At 69.6% G+C, this 14,052-nt stretch carries 14 protein-coding genes; 6 read left to right on the top strand and 8 right to left on the bottom strand.

From position 1 onward, the window contains the following. The first annotated feature begins 119 nt into the window (after positions 1-119). Positions 120-896 carry an SDR family oxidoreductase gene (locus tag ASD34_RS10860; RefSeq protein ID WP_056576935.1) on the top strand — a complete coding sequence of 259 codons (777 nt, stop codon included), beginning with the start codon at positions 120-122 and terminating at the stop codon, positions 894-896. Here ASD34_RS10860 and ASD34_RS10855 read toward each other — a convergent pair. Genes ASD34_RS10855 through ASD34_RS10845 form a run of 3 tightly spaced genes read right to left on the bottom strand, consistent with a single transcriptional unit; the run spans position 884 to position 3,330 of the window. Then, on the bottom strand, positions 884-1,333 hold the full coding sequence (locus ASD34_RS10855; protein WP_056576932.1) for a MarR family winged helix-turn-helix transcriptional regulator: 450 nt from the start codon (positions 1,331-1,333) through the stop codon (positions 884-886). The genes ASD34_RS10860 and ASD34_RS10855 overlap by 13 nt on opposite strands. Positions 1,334-1,354: 21 nt before the next feature. Beyond that, positions 1,355-2,317, bottom strand: a complete 963-nt coding sequence (locus tag ASD34_RS10850; RefSeq protein ID WP_056576929.1) for an alpha-ketoacid dehydrogenase subunit beta — start codon at positions 2,315-2,317, stop codon at positions 1,355-1,357. Further along, the gene (locus tag ASD34_RS10845; protein ID WP_056576926.1) at positions 2,308-3,330 is read right to left on the bottom strand and encodes a thiamine pyrophosphate-dependent dehydrogenase E1 component subunit alpha; all 1,023 of its coding nucleotides are present in this window, start codon (positions 3,328-3,330) and stop codon (positions 2,308-2,310) included. Before ASD34_RS10845 ends, ASD34_RS10850 begins: the two co-directional genes overlap by 10 nt. Positions 3,331-3,622: 292 nt before the next feature. Between ASD34_RS10845 and xylF the strand changes: the two genes are divergently transcribed. The 4 genes from xylF (at position 3,623) to ASD34_RS10825 (ending at position 7,943) form a co-directional block, all read left to right on the top strand. Beyond that, the gene (gene xylF, locus ASD34_RS10840; protein WP_414929871.1) at positions 3,623-4,645 is read left to right on the top strand and encodes a D-xylose ABC transporter substrate-binding protein; all 1,023 of its coding nucleotides are present in this window, start codon (positions 3,623-3,625) and stop codon (positions 4,643-4,645) included. Between the two features lie 140 nt (positions 4,646-4,785). Beyond that, positions 4,786-5,976 (top strand): sugar ABC transporter permease, encoded by a 1,191-nt coding sequence (locus ASD34_RS10835; RefSeq protein WP_056576920.1) that lies wholly within the window; start codon positions 4,786-4,788, stop codon positions 5,974-5,976. Between the two features lies 1 nt (position 5,977). Next, positions 5,978-6,781: an ATP-binding cassette domain-containing protein gene (locus ASD34_RS10830; RefSeq protein WP_056576917.1), complete on the top strand. Its 804-nt coding sequence runs from the start codon at positions 5,978-5,980 to the stop codon at positions 6,779-6,781. Position 6,782: 1 nt separating this feature from the next. Then, positions 6,783-7,943, top strand: a complete 1,161-nt coding sequence (locus ASD34_RS10825) for an ROK family transcriptional regulator (RefSeq protein WP_056576914.1) — start codon at positions 6,783-6,785, stop codon at positions 7,941-7,943. 19 nt (positions 7,944-7,962) lie between these two features. On the opposite strand, the gene ASD34_RS10820 is transcribed toward ASD34_RS10825, so the two are convergent. The 4 genes from ASD34_RS10820 to ASD34_RS10805 all read right to left on the bottom strand — a co-directional run bounded on the left by ASD34_RS10820 (position 7,963) and on the right by ASD34_RS10805 (position 11,775). After that, a complete protein-coding gene (locus tag ASD34_RS10820) occupies positions 7,963-8,961 on the bottom strand; it encodes a Bug family tripartite tricarboxylate transporter substrate binding protein (protein WP_157609676.1) in 999 nt (332 codons plus the stop codon). Positions 8,962-9,006: 45 nt separating this feature from the next. Continuing rightward, complete coding sequence (locus tag ASD34_RS10815; protein WP_056576908.1) at positions 9,007-9,888, bottom strand: isocitrate lyase/PEP mutase family protein; 882 nt, start codon at positions 9,886-9,888, stop codon at positions 9,007-9,009. Between the two features lie 94 nt (positions 9,889-9,982). After that, positions 9,983-10,498 (bottom strand): 3-isopropylmalate dehydratase, encoded by a 516-nt coding sequence (locus ASD34_RS10810; RefSeq protein ID WP_056576905.1) that lies wholly within the window; start codon positions 10,496-10,498, stop codon positions 9,983-9,985. After that, the gene (locus ASD34_RS10805; RefSeq protein WP_235510028.1) at positions 10,495-11,775 is read right to left on the bottom strand and encodes a 3-isopropylmalate dehydratase large subunit; all 1,281 of its coding nucleotides are present in this window, start codon (positions 11,773-11,775) and stop codon (positions 10,495-10,497) included. Before ASD34_RS10805 ends, ASD34_RS10810 begins: the two co-directional genes overlap by 4 nt. A gap of 122 nt (positions 11,776-11,897) precedes the next feature. Here ASD34_RS10805 and ASD34_RS10800 point away from each other — a divergent pair, with 122 nt between their 5' ends. After that, entirely contained in the window at positions 11,898-12,758 is an 861-nt protein-coding gene (locus ASD34_RS10800) for an IclR family transcriptional regulator (RefSeq protein ID WP_056576899.1), read from the top strand. Between the two features lies 1 nt (position 12,759). Here ASD34_RS10800 and ASD34_RS10795 read toward each other — a convergent pair whose 3' ends face one another. Further along, positions 12,760-14,031, bottom strand: a complete 1,272-nt coding sequence (locus ASD34_RS10795; RefSeq protein ID WP_056576895.1) for a helix-turn-helix domain-containing protein — start codon at positions 14,029-14,031, stop codon at positions 12,760-12,762. Positions 14,032-14,052: the final 21 nt, after the last annotated feature.

Below are 14,052 nucleotides of genomic sequence, written 5' to 3'. Positions count from 1 at the left end.
GTCATTTTGTCGTTCATCTTCAACTTTTGGTTGAATCTGATCGGGCTCATTGATGGCTACCGCAGAGGCAATGGAATTCCGACACTGAAGGCCTTCCTCCTCAACTGATCGGAAAAATCATGGCTTCCACCTCTGTGTCTTCTTCGTCTTCCTCCCCTGTTCTGGCCGGCAAGGTCGCCTTCGTCACCGGCGGTTCGCGCGGCATCGGCGCCGCCATCGTGCGCCGGCTGGCGCGCGACGGCGCGGCCGTGGCCTTCACCTACGTCAGCGCGCAGGCCGAGGCCGACAAGCTCGCCGGCGAGATCCAGGCCGCCGGCGGCCGCGCACTCGCCATCCGCGCCGACGCGGGCGACGCCGCCGCGCTGACGGCCGCCATTGCGCAGGGCGCACGCGCCTTCGAGCGCCTCGACATCCTCGTGAACAACGCCGGCGTGTACCTCGGCGGCGACCTCGACACCTTCTCGCTCGACGACTTCGACCGCACCATCGACGTCAACGTGCGCGCCACCTTCGTGGCCGTCCAGGCCGCCGCGCGCCACATGGGCGACGGCACGGGTCGCATCGTCAACATCGGCAGCGTCAACGCCGAGCGCGTGTTCGACGCGGGCGCCAGCGTCTACGCGATGAGCAAGGCCGCCATCGTCGGCCTCACGCGCGGCCTGGCGCGTGACCTCGGCCCGCGCGGCATCACGGTGAACAACGTGCAGCCCGGCCCCATCGACACCGCCATGAACCCCGCCACCGGCCCACGCGCGTCGTCGATGCACGACGTGATGGTGCTGCCGCGCCACGGCCGCGCCGAAGAAATCGCCGGCATGGTCGCGTACCTCGTGGGCCCCGATGGCGGCTTCGTCACCGGCGCCAACCTGAGCGTGGACGGCGGCTACACGGTCTGATCGGTTGCGCTGTTGTCGGGTGCGCGCTCGACGGCGCGGATCAGCGTGTCGAGCGTGTCGCTCAGCCGGGCCAGCTCGTTCGCATCGACGCCCGCGAACAGCTCGGCCTCGCGCTGCCGCCCGAGCGCGCCGACCGTCGCGTGCAGCGCCTTGCCGGCGGCCGTGAGGTAGAGCCGGCTGCAGCGCTGGTCGGTCGGGTCGCCGCGGCGCTGCATGCGCTTGTGGCGCTTCAGCCCCGCCAGCGCGCGGCTCACGGCCATCTTGTCCAGGCCGGTGAGATCGGCCACCTGCGCGCCCGTGAGCCCCGGCTGCGTGGCGAGCACGGCCAGCGTGCGCCACTCGTTCAGCGTGAGCTGGTGCTCGCGCCCCACGCGCTCATGGAACGGCCGCGCCGTGAGGTTGACCACCCGCACCAGCTTGAAGAAGAGCGGGTCCATGGCCGTCCGGGTTGGGGGGTGTCAGCCCGCCAGCTTCTTCGCCGCCGCCACGATCGCATCGACACCCACGCGCGACTGCGCCTCCAGCACCGGTGCATAGCCGACCGGAATGCGCGGCGCGCCCAGCCGCGCGACGCGGCAGCCCGTGGCCTCGGCGGCGCTCGCGGCGATCTCGGCGCCGAAGCCTGCGGCCTGCACCGCTTCATGCACGACCAGCAATCGCCCCGTGCGCGCGCACGATGACAACACCGTCTCGCGGTCCCACGGCCACAGCGTGCGCAGGTCGATCAGGTCGACCGCGATGCCCTCGGCCGCCAGCGCGTCGCAGGCCGCGGCGCAAGGCTGCATCTGCTTGCTCCAGCTCACGAGCGTGAGCGCGTTGCCCTCGCGCACGCGCGCCGCCTTGCCCAGCGGCACGACCAGCGTCTCGTCCACCTCGCCGCGCACGCCCCACAACGTCTTGTGCTCGATGTAGACCACCGGGTCGCCGCATTGCAGCGCCGCGCGCAGCAGGCCGTGGTTGTCCTGCGGCGTCGACGGGCTCACCACCACCACGCCCGGCAGGTGTGCGAACCAGGCCTCGAGCGACTGCGAATGCTGCGCCGCCGACGCGTCCCAGATGCCGCCCGGCATGCGCGCCACGAGCGGCACGCGGCCCTGGCCGCCGAACATGAAGCGGTTCTTCGCGGCCTGGTTCACCAGCTCGTCCATGCCGCACAGCGCGAAGTCGACCACGCGCATCTCGACCACGGGACGCAGCCCCGCGAGCGCCATGCCCACGCCGGCGCCCATGATCGCGGCCTCGCTGATCGGCGTGTCGATCACGCGCCCGGCGCCGTACTGCTGCTGCAGTCCCTTGTACTGGCCGAAGATGCCGCCGCGGCCCACGTCCTCGCCGAGCACGACCACGCGCGGGTCGGCGTCCATCTCCTGCTGCAGCGCGCGCACGGCGGCTTCGGAATAACTCAGCGTCGTCACAGCCATTGGCCTGCTCCCGTGGTCTGCACGTCGGTGAAGGCGGCGCTGGCTTCGGGCCAGGGCGCTGCATCGGCCACGGCGAGGGCGGTGTCCACCTCGTCGCGCGCGGCGTTCTCGATGGCGTCGAGCGTCGCGGCGGGCACGCCGGTGTCGAGCAGGTGACCGCGCGCGTGCGCGATCGGGTCGGTCTCCAGCGCGGCGGCCAGCTCGGCCGGGTCGCGATACGCCGCGAGGTCGACCGACACATGGCCCTTCACGCGGTAGGTGAGCGCGTGCAGCAGGCGCGGCCCCGCGCCGCTGCGCACCTCGGCCACCAGGCGCGCCGCGGCTTCATGCACCGCGAACACGTCGTTGCCGTCGACCTGCGTGGCCGCGATGTCCATCGACGCGGCGCGCGCCGAGGCGCCGTCGCCCGCCGTCATCGGGCCGCTCGCGGTGGTCGCGCTCCAGCGGTTGTCTTCGCAGACGAAGAGCACGGGCAGGTCGTACACGCGGGCCCAGTTGAGCGCTTCGAGGAACGGGCCGCGGTTGATCGCGCCGTCGCCAAAGAAGCAGACCGTGAGGTCGTCGCCTTGCTGCAGGAGCTTCTGCGCATGCGCCGCACCGACGGCAATCGGCAAGCCCGCCGCCACCACGCCGTTGGCGCCGAGCATGCCGACCGAGAAGTCCGCGATGTGCATCGAGCCGCCCTTGCCGCCGTTGAAGCCCGTGGCCTTGCCGAACAGCTCGCACATCATCCGCGTGAGGTCCGCGCCCTTGGCCAGCGTATGGCCGTGGCCGCGGTGCGTGGAGGTGAGGTAGTCGCTCGTGCGCAGATGCGCGCACACGCCCGCCGGCACGGCCTCCTGCCCGGTCGACAGGTGCAGCGGCCCGCGCACCTTGGCGGCCCCGCCCGCCTGCTGGCCGTAGGCGCTGACGCCGCCCTGGCTGGCGGTTTCGGCGGCATTCTCGAAGGCGCGGATGCGCACCATGACGCGGTACAGCGCCTCGCCAGCGCTGGGTGAATTGCTCGGGTCCATCTTGTCTCCAACGCCGGAGGATTCGACGCTTTGAGAAAAATCGTATCAAGCGAGATGGATTCGACGTACCGGGCTAACCCTTCGCTCTTCCCTGGAGACAGCAACTGTCTCCAGGGGTTTTCCGTTGCATGCGGATAGCCGCCGGATCCCGCGTGCGTGGGCTTTTTTCCGCTCGGGAATTCCCGGGTGCCCATCGCGCAACGGGAATGGGATAGTTAGTTCGCCACTCAAACTAACTACCCGGCACGCCAGCACACGCTCGGCACACCGTTCTGGAGAGACACCCATGCAACTGACAACGAAACACACCCTGGCCGCCTTGGCTTTCGGTCTCACGGCCGTGGGCGCCATGGCGCAGACCGTGGTCGGCGTGAGCTGGTCCAACTTCCAGGAGGAGCGCTGGAAGACCGACGAGGCCGCGATCAAGGCGCAGCTCGAAAAACTCGGCGCGAAGTACATCAGCGCCGACGCGGGTGGCTCGCCCGAGAAGCAGCTGGGCGACATCGAGGGCCTGATGTCCAAGGGCGCGAAGGCGCTCATCGTGCTGGCGATGGACAAGGACGCGATCCTGCCCGCCGTGACCAAGGCCACGCGGCAGAAGGTGCCGGTGGTGGCATACGACCGTCTCATCGAGGCGCCCGGCGTGTTCTACATCACCTTCGACAACGTCGAGGTCGGGCGCATGGAGGCGCGCGAGGTGCTCAAGGTCAAGCCCAAGGGCAACTACGTGATCATCAAGGGCTCGCCGAGCGACCCCAACGCCGACTTCCTCCGCGCGGGACAGCAGGAGGTGCTCGAGCCTTCGATCAAGAAGGGCGACATCAAGATCGTCGGCGATGAGTACACCGAAGGCTGGAAGCCCGAGGTCGCGCAGAAGAACATGGAGCAGATCCTCACCAAGAACGGCAACAAGGTCGACGCGGTGGTGGCGGCCAACGACGGCACGGCGGGCGGCGCGGTGGCGGCGCTCACGGCCAAGGGCCTGCGCGGCATTCCGGTGTCGGGCCAGGACGCCGACTTTGCCGCGCTGAACCGCATCGCGCTCGGCACGCAGACGGCCACCATCTTCAAGGACTCGCGCGAGCTCGGCCGCGAGGCCGCCTCCGCCGCCATCGCACTGTCGCAGGGCAAGCCGGTCGAGAAGGCCGCACAGTGGAACTCGGGCCCGAAGAAGGTCGCGCTCTCCTCGCGCCTGCTCACACCCGTGCCCATCACGCGCGACAACCTCGACGTGGTCGTGAAGGCCGGCTGGATCAAGAAGGACGAGCTCTGCAAGGGCGTCTCGGGTGCGAACGCACCGGCGGCCTGCAAGTAAGCAACGCTGCGCACCGGCGCGCTCGGCGTTCTTGCTGAACGCGCCGCTCCATCTCTTCGCAACATGGCTTCCGGCCGACCCGCAAGGGCCTGCCGGTGGGCGGTTGCGCACCTGTAGTCCGTCCTGAGAGGGTCTGAAGAATGAGCGATCCAACACCCGGCTGGTGGCGCCGCACCGGCATCGACCTGCGCCTGCTCCTGATGTGCGTGCTGCTGGCCGTGATGGCGGTGGCGTTCAGCATCATGTCGGGCGGCGTGTTCCTGTCGCCCGAGAACCTCTACAACGTCGCGCAGCAGACGGCCGTGGTCGGCATCGTCTCCACGGTGATGGTGCTGGTCATCGTGGCGCGCCACATCGACCTGTCGGTGGGCTCGGTGATGGGCTTCGTCGGCGTGCTCATTGCCTACCTGCAGTACACCTCGGGCTGGTCGTGGCCCACGGCCTGCCTCGCGGGGCTCGCGGTGGCGCTGCTGGTGTCGATCTACCAGGGCTGGCTCACGGCCGTGCTCGGCGTGCCCTCGTTCGTGGTCACGCTCGGCGGCCTGATGTCGTTCCGCGGCGCGGCCTTCCTCGTGGCCGACGGCAAGACGCAGCCGGTGAACGACGAGTTCTTCCAGCGCCTGGGCGGCGGCTACGACGGCGGCATCGGCGTCACCGCCAGTTGGGTGCTCGCGGCCTTCGTGGCGCTGGTGCTGTTCGGACGCATGGTGCAAAAGCGCCGCGCGCGCCAGCGCCACGACATGCCGACCGAGGCGCTGTGGCTCGACGTGCTGCTCACCGCAGTGCCGGTGGCGGTGGTGGCCGGCTTCGCCTGGGTGATGAACAGCTACCAGATCTCCTCCAAGAGCGAGCCGCAGGGCATTCCGATTCCGGTGCTGATCTGGGCCGCGGTGGCGATCGTGCTGTCGTTCATCGTGCACCGCACGCGCTTCGGGCGCTACGTGTTCGCGATGGGCGGCAACCCCGACGCGGCGGCGCTGGTGGGCATTCCGGTCAAGCGCGTCACGCTCATGCTGTTCGCGCTGCTCGCGGTGCTCGTCACCATCGCCGCCATCGTGTCGATCGCGCGGCTCAACGCGGGCACCAACTCGCTGGGCACGGGCATGGAGCTGTACGTGATCGCGGCGGCCGTCATCGGCGGCACGGCGCTCGCGGGCGGCACCGGCTCGATCTTCGGCTCGGTGCTGGGCGCGCTCATCATGCAATCGCTCGACAGCGGCATGCTGCTGCTCGACGTGCCGATCGGCAAGCGGATGGTGATCATCGGCCAGGTGCTGATCGTGGCCGTCGTCTTCGACGTGCTGTACCGCCGCAAGTTCGGGGAGAACTGACATGGCCGACATCGACAAGACCAAACCGCTCGTCGAGCTGCGCGAGATCCGCAAGGCCTTCGGCGGCGTGAAGGCCGTGGACGGCGTGAGCATCAACCTCTATCCCGGCGAAGTGGTCGCGCTGCTGGGCCACAACGGCGCAGGCAAGTCGACGCTGATGAAGATGCTCGCGGGCGCCTACCCGATCGATTCGGGCGACACGCTCATCGCGGGCGAGAAGGTCCACATCCGCACGCCTGCCGAGGCGCAGGCCCAGGGCATCGAGACCATCTACCAGACGCTCGCGCTGGCCGACAACCTCGATTCGGTGGCCAACCTCTTTCTCGGCCGCGAGAAGATGACGGCGTGGAACACGCTGGACGACCACTTCATGGAAGTGCAGGCGCGCAAGGTGTTCCAGCGCCTGAACAAGAACTTCACCAACATCCGCATCCCGGTGCGGCGCCTGTCGGGTGGACAGCGGCAGGTGGTGGCGATCTCGCGGGCGCTGTACTTCAACGCGCGCATCCTCATCATGGACGAGCCCTGCGCCGCGCTCGGCCCCGAAGAAACGGCGATGGTCGGTCGCCTCGTCCGGCAGCTGAAGGACGACGGCGTCGGCATCTTCCTCATCACGCACGACATGCCCGATGTGTTCTCGCTGAGCGACCGGCTCGCGGTGATGAAGAACGGCAAGCTCGTGGGCACTTATCGCACGGCCGATGTCACCGAGGACGAGGTGCTCGGGATGATCATTGCCGGCAAGCGGCCCGAGGGGCGGGAACAAGCGCACCACGCCGCAACAGCAGCCACTGCAGCGGCATGACATGAAGACCATCGGCGACCAGCAGCTGTTGAAGCGGCTGAACCGCAGCGTGCTGCTGCGGTTGCTGCGCGCGCAGCCGGGCCTGTCGCGCGCGCGGCTCGCGAGCGAAAGCGGGCTCACCAAGTCGACCGTGAGTTTGCTGGTGCGCGAACTGCTCGACGAAGGCTGGCTCAGCGAGTCGGGTGCGGCCGTGGCCGACGGGCTCGGCCGGCCATCCACGCCGCTGCAGATCAACGTCGGCGTGCGCGCGCTAATGGGCGTGGAGATCGCCGTCGAAACCTTGCGCCTCGTGTGCGTCTCGCTGCAGGGCGAGGTGCTGCATGCGGACGCCCAGCCGCTGGACGACGGCACGCCCGCGCGCGTGTGCGCGCAGCTCGCGCGCATGGCGGCGGCCGCGCACGCGCACCTCGACCGGCGCGGCCTGCGCCTGTCGAGCATCGGCGTGTGCGTGCCGGGGACGGTGGACGACTGCACAGGCGTGGTCCGCTTCGCGCCCAACCTCGGCTGGCGCAACGTGAACCTGCTGCCCGCGCTCGAAAAAGCCCTGGCTGCGGCGGGCCTGCCCGGCGTCACCGTGCAGCTGCAGAACGACGCCGATGCGGCGGCGCTCGGCGAGTACGAGTTCGCCGCAGGCGAGGGCGAAGACCCGCTGATCTTCGTCAGCAGCGACGTCGGCGTGGGCGCTGGCGTGGTGCTGAACGACCGCCTCTTCACGGGCGCGCAAGGCATGGCCGGCGAGATCGGCCACACCATCCTGCAGCTCGACGGACCGCTGTGCTCGTGTGGCCGGCGCGGCTGTGCCGAGGCCTTCTTCGGCTCGCGCGTGCTGACGCGCGAAGGCACCGACATGGCGCGCGCCGCCGCGTTCTTCGGCGTGCTGCTGCAGAACTTGTGGGTCACTTTCAACCCGCGCGCGATCGTGCTCGGGGGCAAGGTCTGCGCGGAGCATCCGGCGTTCGTGCAGACCGCGTTCGAAGCCGTGAAGGCCTATGCAGAGCGCGCCGGCATGCCCGCGCCCGATCTGTGCACCGCGCGCTACGAAGCGCTCGCGCCCGCGGTGGGCGCCGCGGCGCTGGCGCTGCACGAATACTTAAGGCCGCTGCAGCCCGACGCCCGCACGCGCCGCGCGCGCGCCGCGCAGGGCCTGGCCACCGCTGCCTGAGCGTGGGGCGGGTCCGGGCTCAGTCGAGTTGCAAGCCCGCTTCCTGCGCCGCCTTCGGCAGGATGGCCAACTCGCGCTTGAGCACATCGGCAAAGGCTTCGGGCGTGTTGCCGGTCGCCGGCGCCACGCCGCCCAGGTCGTTGAGCCGCTTGCGGAACGCGGGCTCGGCGGTGATCCTGGCGATCTTCTCGCCCAGCAGCTTGACCACCGGGGCGGGCGTTTTCGCGGGTGCCACGACGCCGAACCAGACGTCGAAGTCCACGCCGCCGGGCACGCCCTGCTCGGTCAGGGTCGGCACCTCGGGCCACAGCTCGGAACGGCCGTTGCGCAACTGCCCGATGGCCCTGAGCTTGCCCGACTGGATGAAGCCGCGCACATCGCCGGTGCCCAGCAGGCCCCAGGTCACCTCGTTGGCCATCAGCGCCTGCACCAGCGGCGCGCCGCCCTTGTAGGGCACGTGCGTGAAGTTGCTGTCGGCGTTGGCATTAAACGCTTCCGACGCCAGGTGCGACAGCCCGCCCGCGCCGGCCGATCCGTAGGGTAGGCCACCCTTGCCGGCCTTCTTGCCGGCGGCCAGCAGCTCCTGCACGTTCTTGTACGGCGACTTCTCGGGCACCACCAGCAGCAGCGGCGCCAGCGACACGCGCGCCACGGGCACGAAGTCCGACGCCTGGAAGCCGGCCTTCTTGTAGATGACGGGGTTGATCGACAGCATGCCCGTGAGCGTGACCGCCAGCGTGTAGCCGTCGGGGGCGCTTTGCGCCACGTTGATCATGGCGATGTTGCCACCGGCACCGGGGCGGTTCTCGACCACGACGGTCTGGCCCAGCTCTTCCTGCAGGCGCGGGCTCAGCATGCGCGCGGCCACGTCGGTGGCGCCGCCCGGCGGGTAGGGGACGACCAGGCGGATCGGCTTGGTCGGATAGGCGCCGCTGCCTTGCGCCATGGCGACCGTGCCAAGGCCCAGGGCCAGAGATCCTGCCGTGACGACACGGCCGATGAGAGTGAAAGTGCGCACGTGTGCTCCTGATTTTTTCTTGAGAGGTGAACGAAGGAACCGGACTCAGCGGGCGTCGCCGATTTCGTAATGGGCCTGCCGCGCTTCGAGCGTGTGCCAGCCGATGAGCTCCTTGAAGTCCGTCATCGACGTCTGCGCGAAGGGCAGGTCGGCGAAATCGCCCGAGCGGCGGCGCGACAGTTCGCGCAGGTTGGCCTGTACCGTGTGCACGGTGGTCAGCAGGCCGGCAATCGGATAGCTGGCGAACGCCGCCACGCTTTCGATCTGCTCGCGGCTCAGTGCCGTCATCCAGGTGCCGGCCATCAGCATCAGCGACAGCCGGCGGCCGCAGGCTTCACGCAGCTGCACCAATTGCTCGTAGCTGCTGAAGGTGCGCGAGATGGGCTGGATGAGGTCGGCGCCTGCCTCGGCGTAGCGGGCGGCGCGCTCCATGGCCTCGCCGGGGTCCTGGGCGTCGGTGCGCGCGACGATCAGCAGGTCGGGGTCGGTGCGCGCATCGAGGGCGGCCCGGATGCGCGCGACCGCGTCGGCGATGGACACCAGCGTGGAGGGCGCCGCGGCGGCCGGGCAGCGCTTGGGACTGAGCTGGTCTTCGAGCTGCAGTGCCGCGGCACCGGCCTTCTCGAACTCGCGCACGGCGCGCCCCACGTTGAGCACGCTGCCGTAGCCCGTGTCCGCGTCCACGAAGATCGGCTTGCGCACGACGTTGGCCATGCGGTTCACGGTGGCGACGTTCTCGCTGAGCGTGTACAGCTCCATGTCGGGCTGGCCCAGCAGTGCGGCCGAGATGCCGAAGCCCGTGCTGAAGATGCCGTCGAAATCCGACTGGTCGACCAGCAGGGCCGACAGCGCGTCCTGCGCGCCGCCGAACCAGAGGGTCGGGCCGTGGGTGATGCGCTGGCGCAGCGCCTGGCGGGATGAAGTCATCGTGTGTCTCCAGAAAAAAAGGGCGTAGCGATCCGAGGGGGGCGCTGCGCTGTGAACTCACTGCAGGAAAAAAGGTGCCGGCCGTTCAGCCCGCTCACCCCGTGGGAGCCATGCGGCGCTTCAGGTACGGAATGAGTCCGCCCGCGTCCAGCATGCCGCGCTCGGAATCCGAGAAGGGCTGCAGCGCCAGGGTCTGGCCCGAGCGCAGGTTTTTCACTTCGTTCGTGCGCCAGTCGACCGTGAGCTCATCGCCGCGCTGCGTGGCCGCGCGGATGCCCGGGCAGCTGATGAGCGGAAAGCCCATGCTCGTTTCGCCGCGGAAAAAGCCCGGAGAGAACGACTCGGCGATCACCGCGGTGATGCCCAGGTGCCGCATGGCGCGCATGGCCGGGTAGTGAGGGTGGCCGTAGCCGAAGTTGTGGCCGCCGACCAGCAGGTCGCCCGGCTTCACGCTGGCCGCGAAGCCCGGTGTGTAGTCGGCCATGGCCAGTGCGGCCAGCTCCTTCACGTCGGTGATCTTGATGTTGCGCACGCCGACGATGAGGTCGATGTCGTAGTCGTCTTCCTCGAAGACCCAGGCGGCGCGGCCGTGCAGATTCATGAGGCTCATGGGAGCGCTCCCGCTGCGGCTCTGGCGGCCTCTGCCAGGTAGGGGCGCGGGTCGGCGATGCGGCCTTCGAGCGCGGAGGCCGCGACCACGGCCGCGTTGCAGATGTAGATCTCCGAATCCACGCTGCCCATGCGCCCCGGTGTGTTGAGCGTGCCGGTGGACACGGCGCGCTGGCCGTCGGTCATCGTGGCGATGCGCCCGAAGCAGTAGTCGCAGCTGGGCGAACTGATGAAGGCGCCGGCTTCGACCAGCACCTCGATCAGCCCCTCGCGCGCGGCAGCCGCCATGATCGCCTTCGATGTCGGCACCACGTGCAGCTGGAAACCCGGCTGGATACGGCGGCCGCGCAGCACGTCGGCGGCGATGCGCAGGTCCTCGAGCCGGCCGCTGGCGCATGAGCCGAGGTAGCCGGTGTGCACCTGCACGCCGGTGAAGTCTTTCAAGTCGCGCGTGTTGGCGGGGCTCGGCGGAATCACGACGATGGGTTCCAGCGCCGAGACGTCGATCGTCAGCACCTGGTCGTAGACGGCATCGGCATCGGGGTACACCGGCTCCAGCGCGACTTTCGAGCGCCCCTGCACATAGGCCAGCGTCCTGGCATCGGGCGCGATGAGCATGGTGGTCGCGCCCAGGAACATGGCCTGGCCGCAAATGGTCTGGCGGCCTTCGATGCTCATGGCGTCGATCACCGGTCCGCACAACTCCACCACCTTGAAGCGGCATGAGGCCGGCCCCATCACGCGGACCATGTGGTGGAACACGTCGCGCGCCATCACGCCGGGCTGCAGCGTGCCCGTCAGTTCGACCTTCACCGTGGCCGGCACGGTCATCGTGAGCGTCTCGGTGACGAAGGATTCGAGCACGCCCTTGCGCGCGCCGAAGGCGAAGGTGCCGAAGGCGCCCAGCTGGCTCACATGGCCGTCGAAGTGCACGGCGAAGGCGCCTGGCGTGGCATAGCCCAGCTCGGCTGCGACCTGGTGGCCGATGCCCTCGCGCTCATGCACCGGCACGCCTTGCTCCTTGCCCCACGCGCGGGTGATCTTGTGCAGCTCTTCTTCCTTCGGCGCGGTGGCCGGCACCATGTGGTCGATGAACAGCACGAAGCGTTCGGGGCTGGCCACCTTCTCGATCCCGAAGTCCTCGCGCGTCTCCTTGAAGAACACGTCGGTGTAGCCGGGAAAGTCGTAGGCGATCACGAAGTCGGGGCGCGCCGTGATCTCTTCTCCCGGCACCACGCGCGGCCTTCCGGCGGCGCGGGCCAGGATCTTTTCAGTCATCGTCTGGGGCATCTGGTTTGGCTTTCAGCTTCCACGATATGGCAGTCAGGGATTTGATGACTCCGATTACATTGGAGAGAATTGCTTCCCGTTTTGGGAGCAACCCCAATTACTGCCGCATCGTGGAAACTAAACGCCGAGTCGCCCCGAAGACCGCTTCGTCCGCCCCCCCGCTACCGCCCGCGAGTGGTGCGCGCTCGGGCACGCAGAGCATCGAGCGCGTGGTGGGCATGCTGCGCGTGGTGGCCTCGCGCGGGCGGCGCGGCATGCGCATTGCCGATGTCGTGAGCCTCAGCGGCCTGCCCATGTCCACCTGCTTTCGCATGCTCCAGCGGCTGGAGGTCGAAGGGCTGCTGGTGCGCGACCTGCTCACCCGCAAGTACCACCTGGGACCGCTGCTGCATGAGCTGGGCATGCTGGCCGAGCCGCGCTACCAGTTGAGCGAGCTGTGCGAGCCCGCGCTGCGCACCATTGCCGAGCTGACGCACGACACGGTCTACCTGAGCGAGCGGCGCGGCCCCGAATCGATCTGCACCAGCCGGGCGCTGGGCGCGTATCCGATCAAGGCGCTGACGCTGGACGTGGGCATTCGCCGGCCCATGGGTGTAGGCGCCGGCGGCCTTGCCATCCTGAGCGCGCTCCCGGAGGCGGAAGCCGAGCTGATCGTGGCGGCCAACGAAGCGCGCTATGCCAAGTTCGGCGCCGCCTTCGAGCCGGGCTTCCTGCGCGACGCCATCGCGCAGACGCGCGCGCAGGGCTACTCGTTCCTGGACAGCGCGGCCACGCCGGGCGCCGCGGCCATCGGCGTGGCCTTTCCGCCCGACAACCCGATCGCGGCGGTGAGCGTGGCGGCGATCTCCAGCCGCATGGGGCCGGCGCGGCGCGCCGAAGTGGCGAAGGTCATCCAGCAGCAGGTGCGCGCGATCTGCGTCCTGCTCGCAGCGGAGTCGGTGGCGCAGCCTTCGGGCCGCGAGGGCGATTGAGCTAAGCCGCTGAAGCGGCGTCCGATTCGTCGCTCCCGTGCCCCCACCGGCGCAGCCGCCGGTACAGCGTGCCGCGCGACACATTGAGCTGCCGCGCTGCCTGCGACACGTTGCCGCCGTGCGCGGCGAGCGTGTCTTCGATGAGCTTGCGGCTGTGCTCGCGCAGCGTTTCGGCGGGCGGTGTCGGCCCGGTGCCGCTGGGGGCGGGACGTTGCGGGGCCTGCTCCGCATGCACCTCGATCGCCGCTGGCGCATCGATCTGCGCGCTCGCCGTGCCCGGCATGGCCACCGCGTGCCGGAAATCCGCGCCGTCCGCGCCCTTGAGCTGTGCCTGCATCCACACGCCGAGCCCGCTCGCCAGCCGCAGCGGCTGCGCGGCTTCGCGCCGGCCGAGCCGCAGCAGGCTCGCGAGGTCGTGGCCCAGCAGGCACTCCACGTCGCGGTCGTCAGGTGCTTCCGGCAGACGTCCCAGCAGCCGCGCGCCGGCGTTGTTGAGCCACGCGATGGTGCCGTCGGGCGCGATGCCCGCGAGCGCTTCGAGCGGCGTGCCCAGCAGCGTGGGGCTGGCCTGGAAGCGCAGGATCAGGTGGTCGCGCGACTGCGCCTGCAGCAGCCGGTTCTCGATGATGGTGGCGTGCAGCGCGACCATCGAGGCCGCATCGAAGCCGAAGCGCCGCGCTTCCACCGTGAGGTCGAGCACGCCGGCGAGCCGGCCGCTCACGTCGCGGATCGGCGCAGCGGCGCACTGCATGTGGCGCAGCACGTCGTAGTAGTGCTCGGCGCCGTCCACGGTGCAGGCCTGCCCGGTGCTGGCCACGATGCCCGGCGCCGTGGTGCCAACGACGTGCTCGGAGATGTTCACGCCCAGGCGCGCGGTCTGGCGCAGCACGGGCTGGTGCGTGCCGGCGGGCTCGCTCGTGACGTGCACCACCACGCCGTCGCGGTCGGTGAGGATCACGCGGCAGTCGGTGCCCGCGAGCACGTGCTCCATCTGCGCGAGTTCGTGCCGCGCCACATCCAGCAGCTCGCGGTTGCGCGCGAGCGTGGTGTGCAGCCGGCTGGGCGTGACCGCGTCGAACGCCACCACGCGCTGCCGGTCGGTGTGGGTGCGGCTGCAGCGCATCCACGACTGGAGCACCGCCTCGCCGACCAGCCCCGAGGGGCGCACGCCTTCTTCGAAGAACTGCTGCCGCGCCAGCGCCACGCGCTGCGCAGGCGTGCTGGCAAAGAGTTGGCGCGGCGCATCCGCCGTGCCGAGCCTGTCGAGCGCCATGGGTTCGCCACCTCTTCTGGA

The sequence above is a fragment of the Variovorax sp. Root473 genome (assembly GCF_001426505.1).
Taxonomy (GTDB): Bacteria; Pseudomonadota; Gammaproteobacteria; order Burkholderiales; family Burkholderiaceae_C; genus Variovorax.
This window is presented reverse-complemented; position numbering and strand designations above follow the sequence as displayed.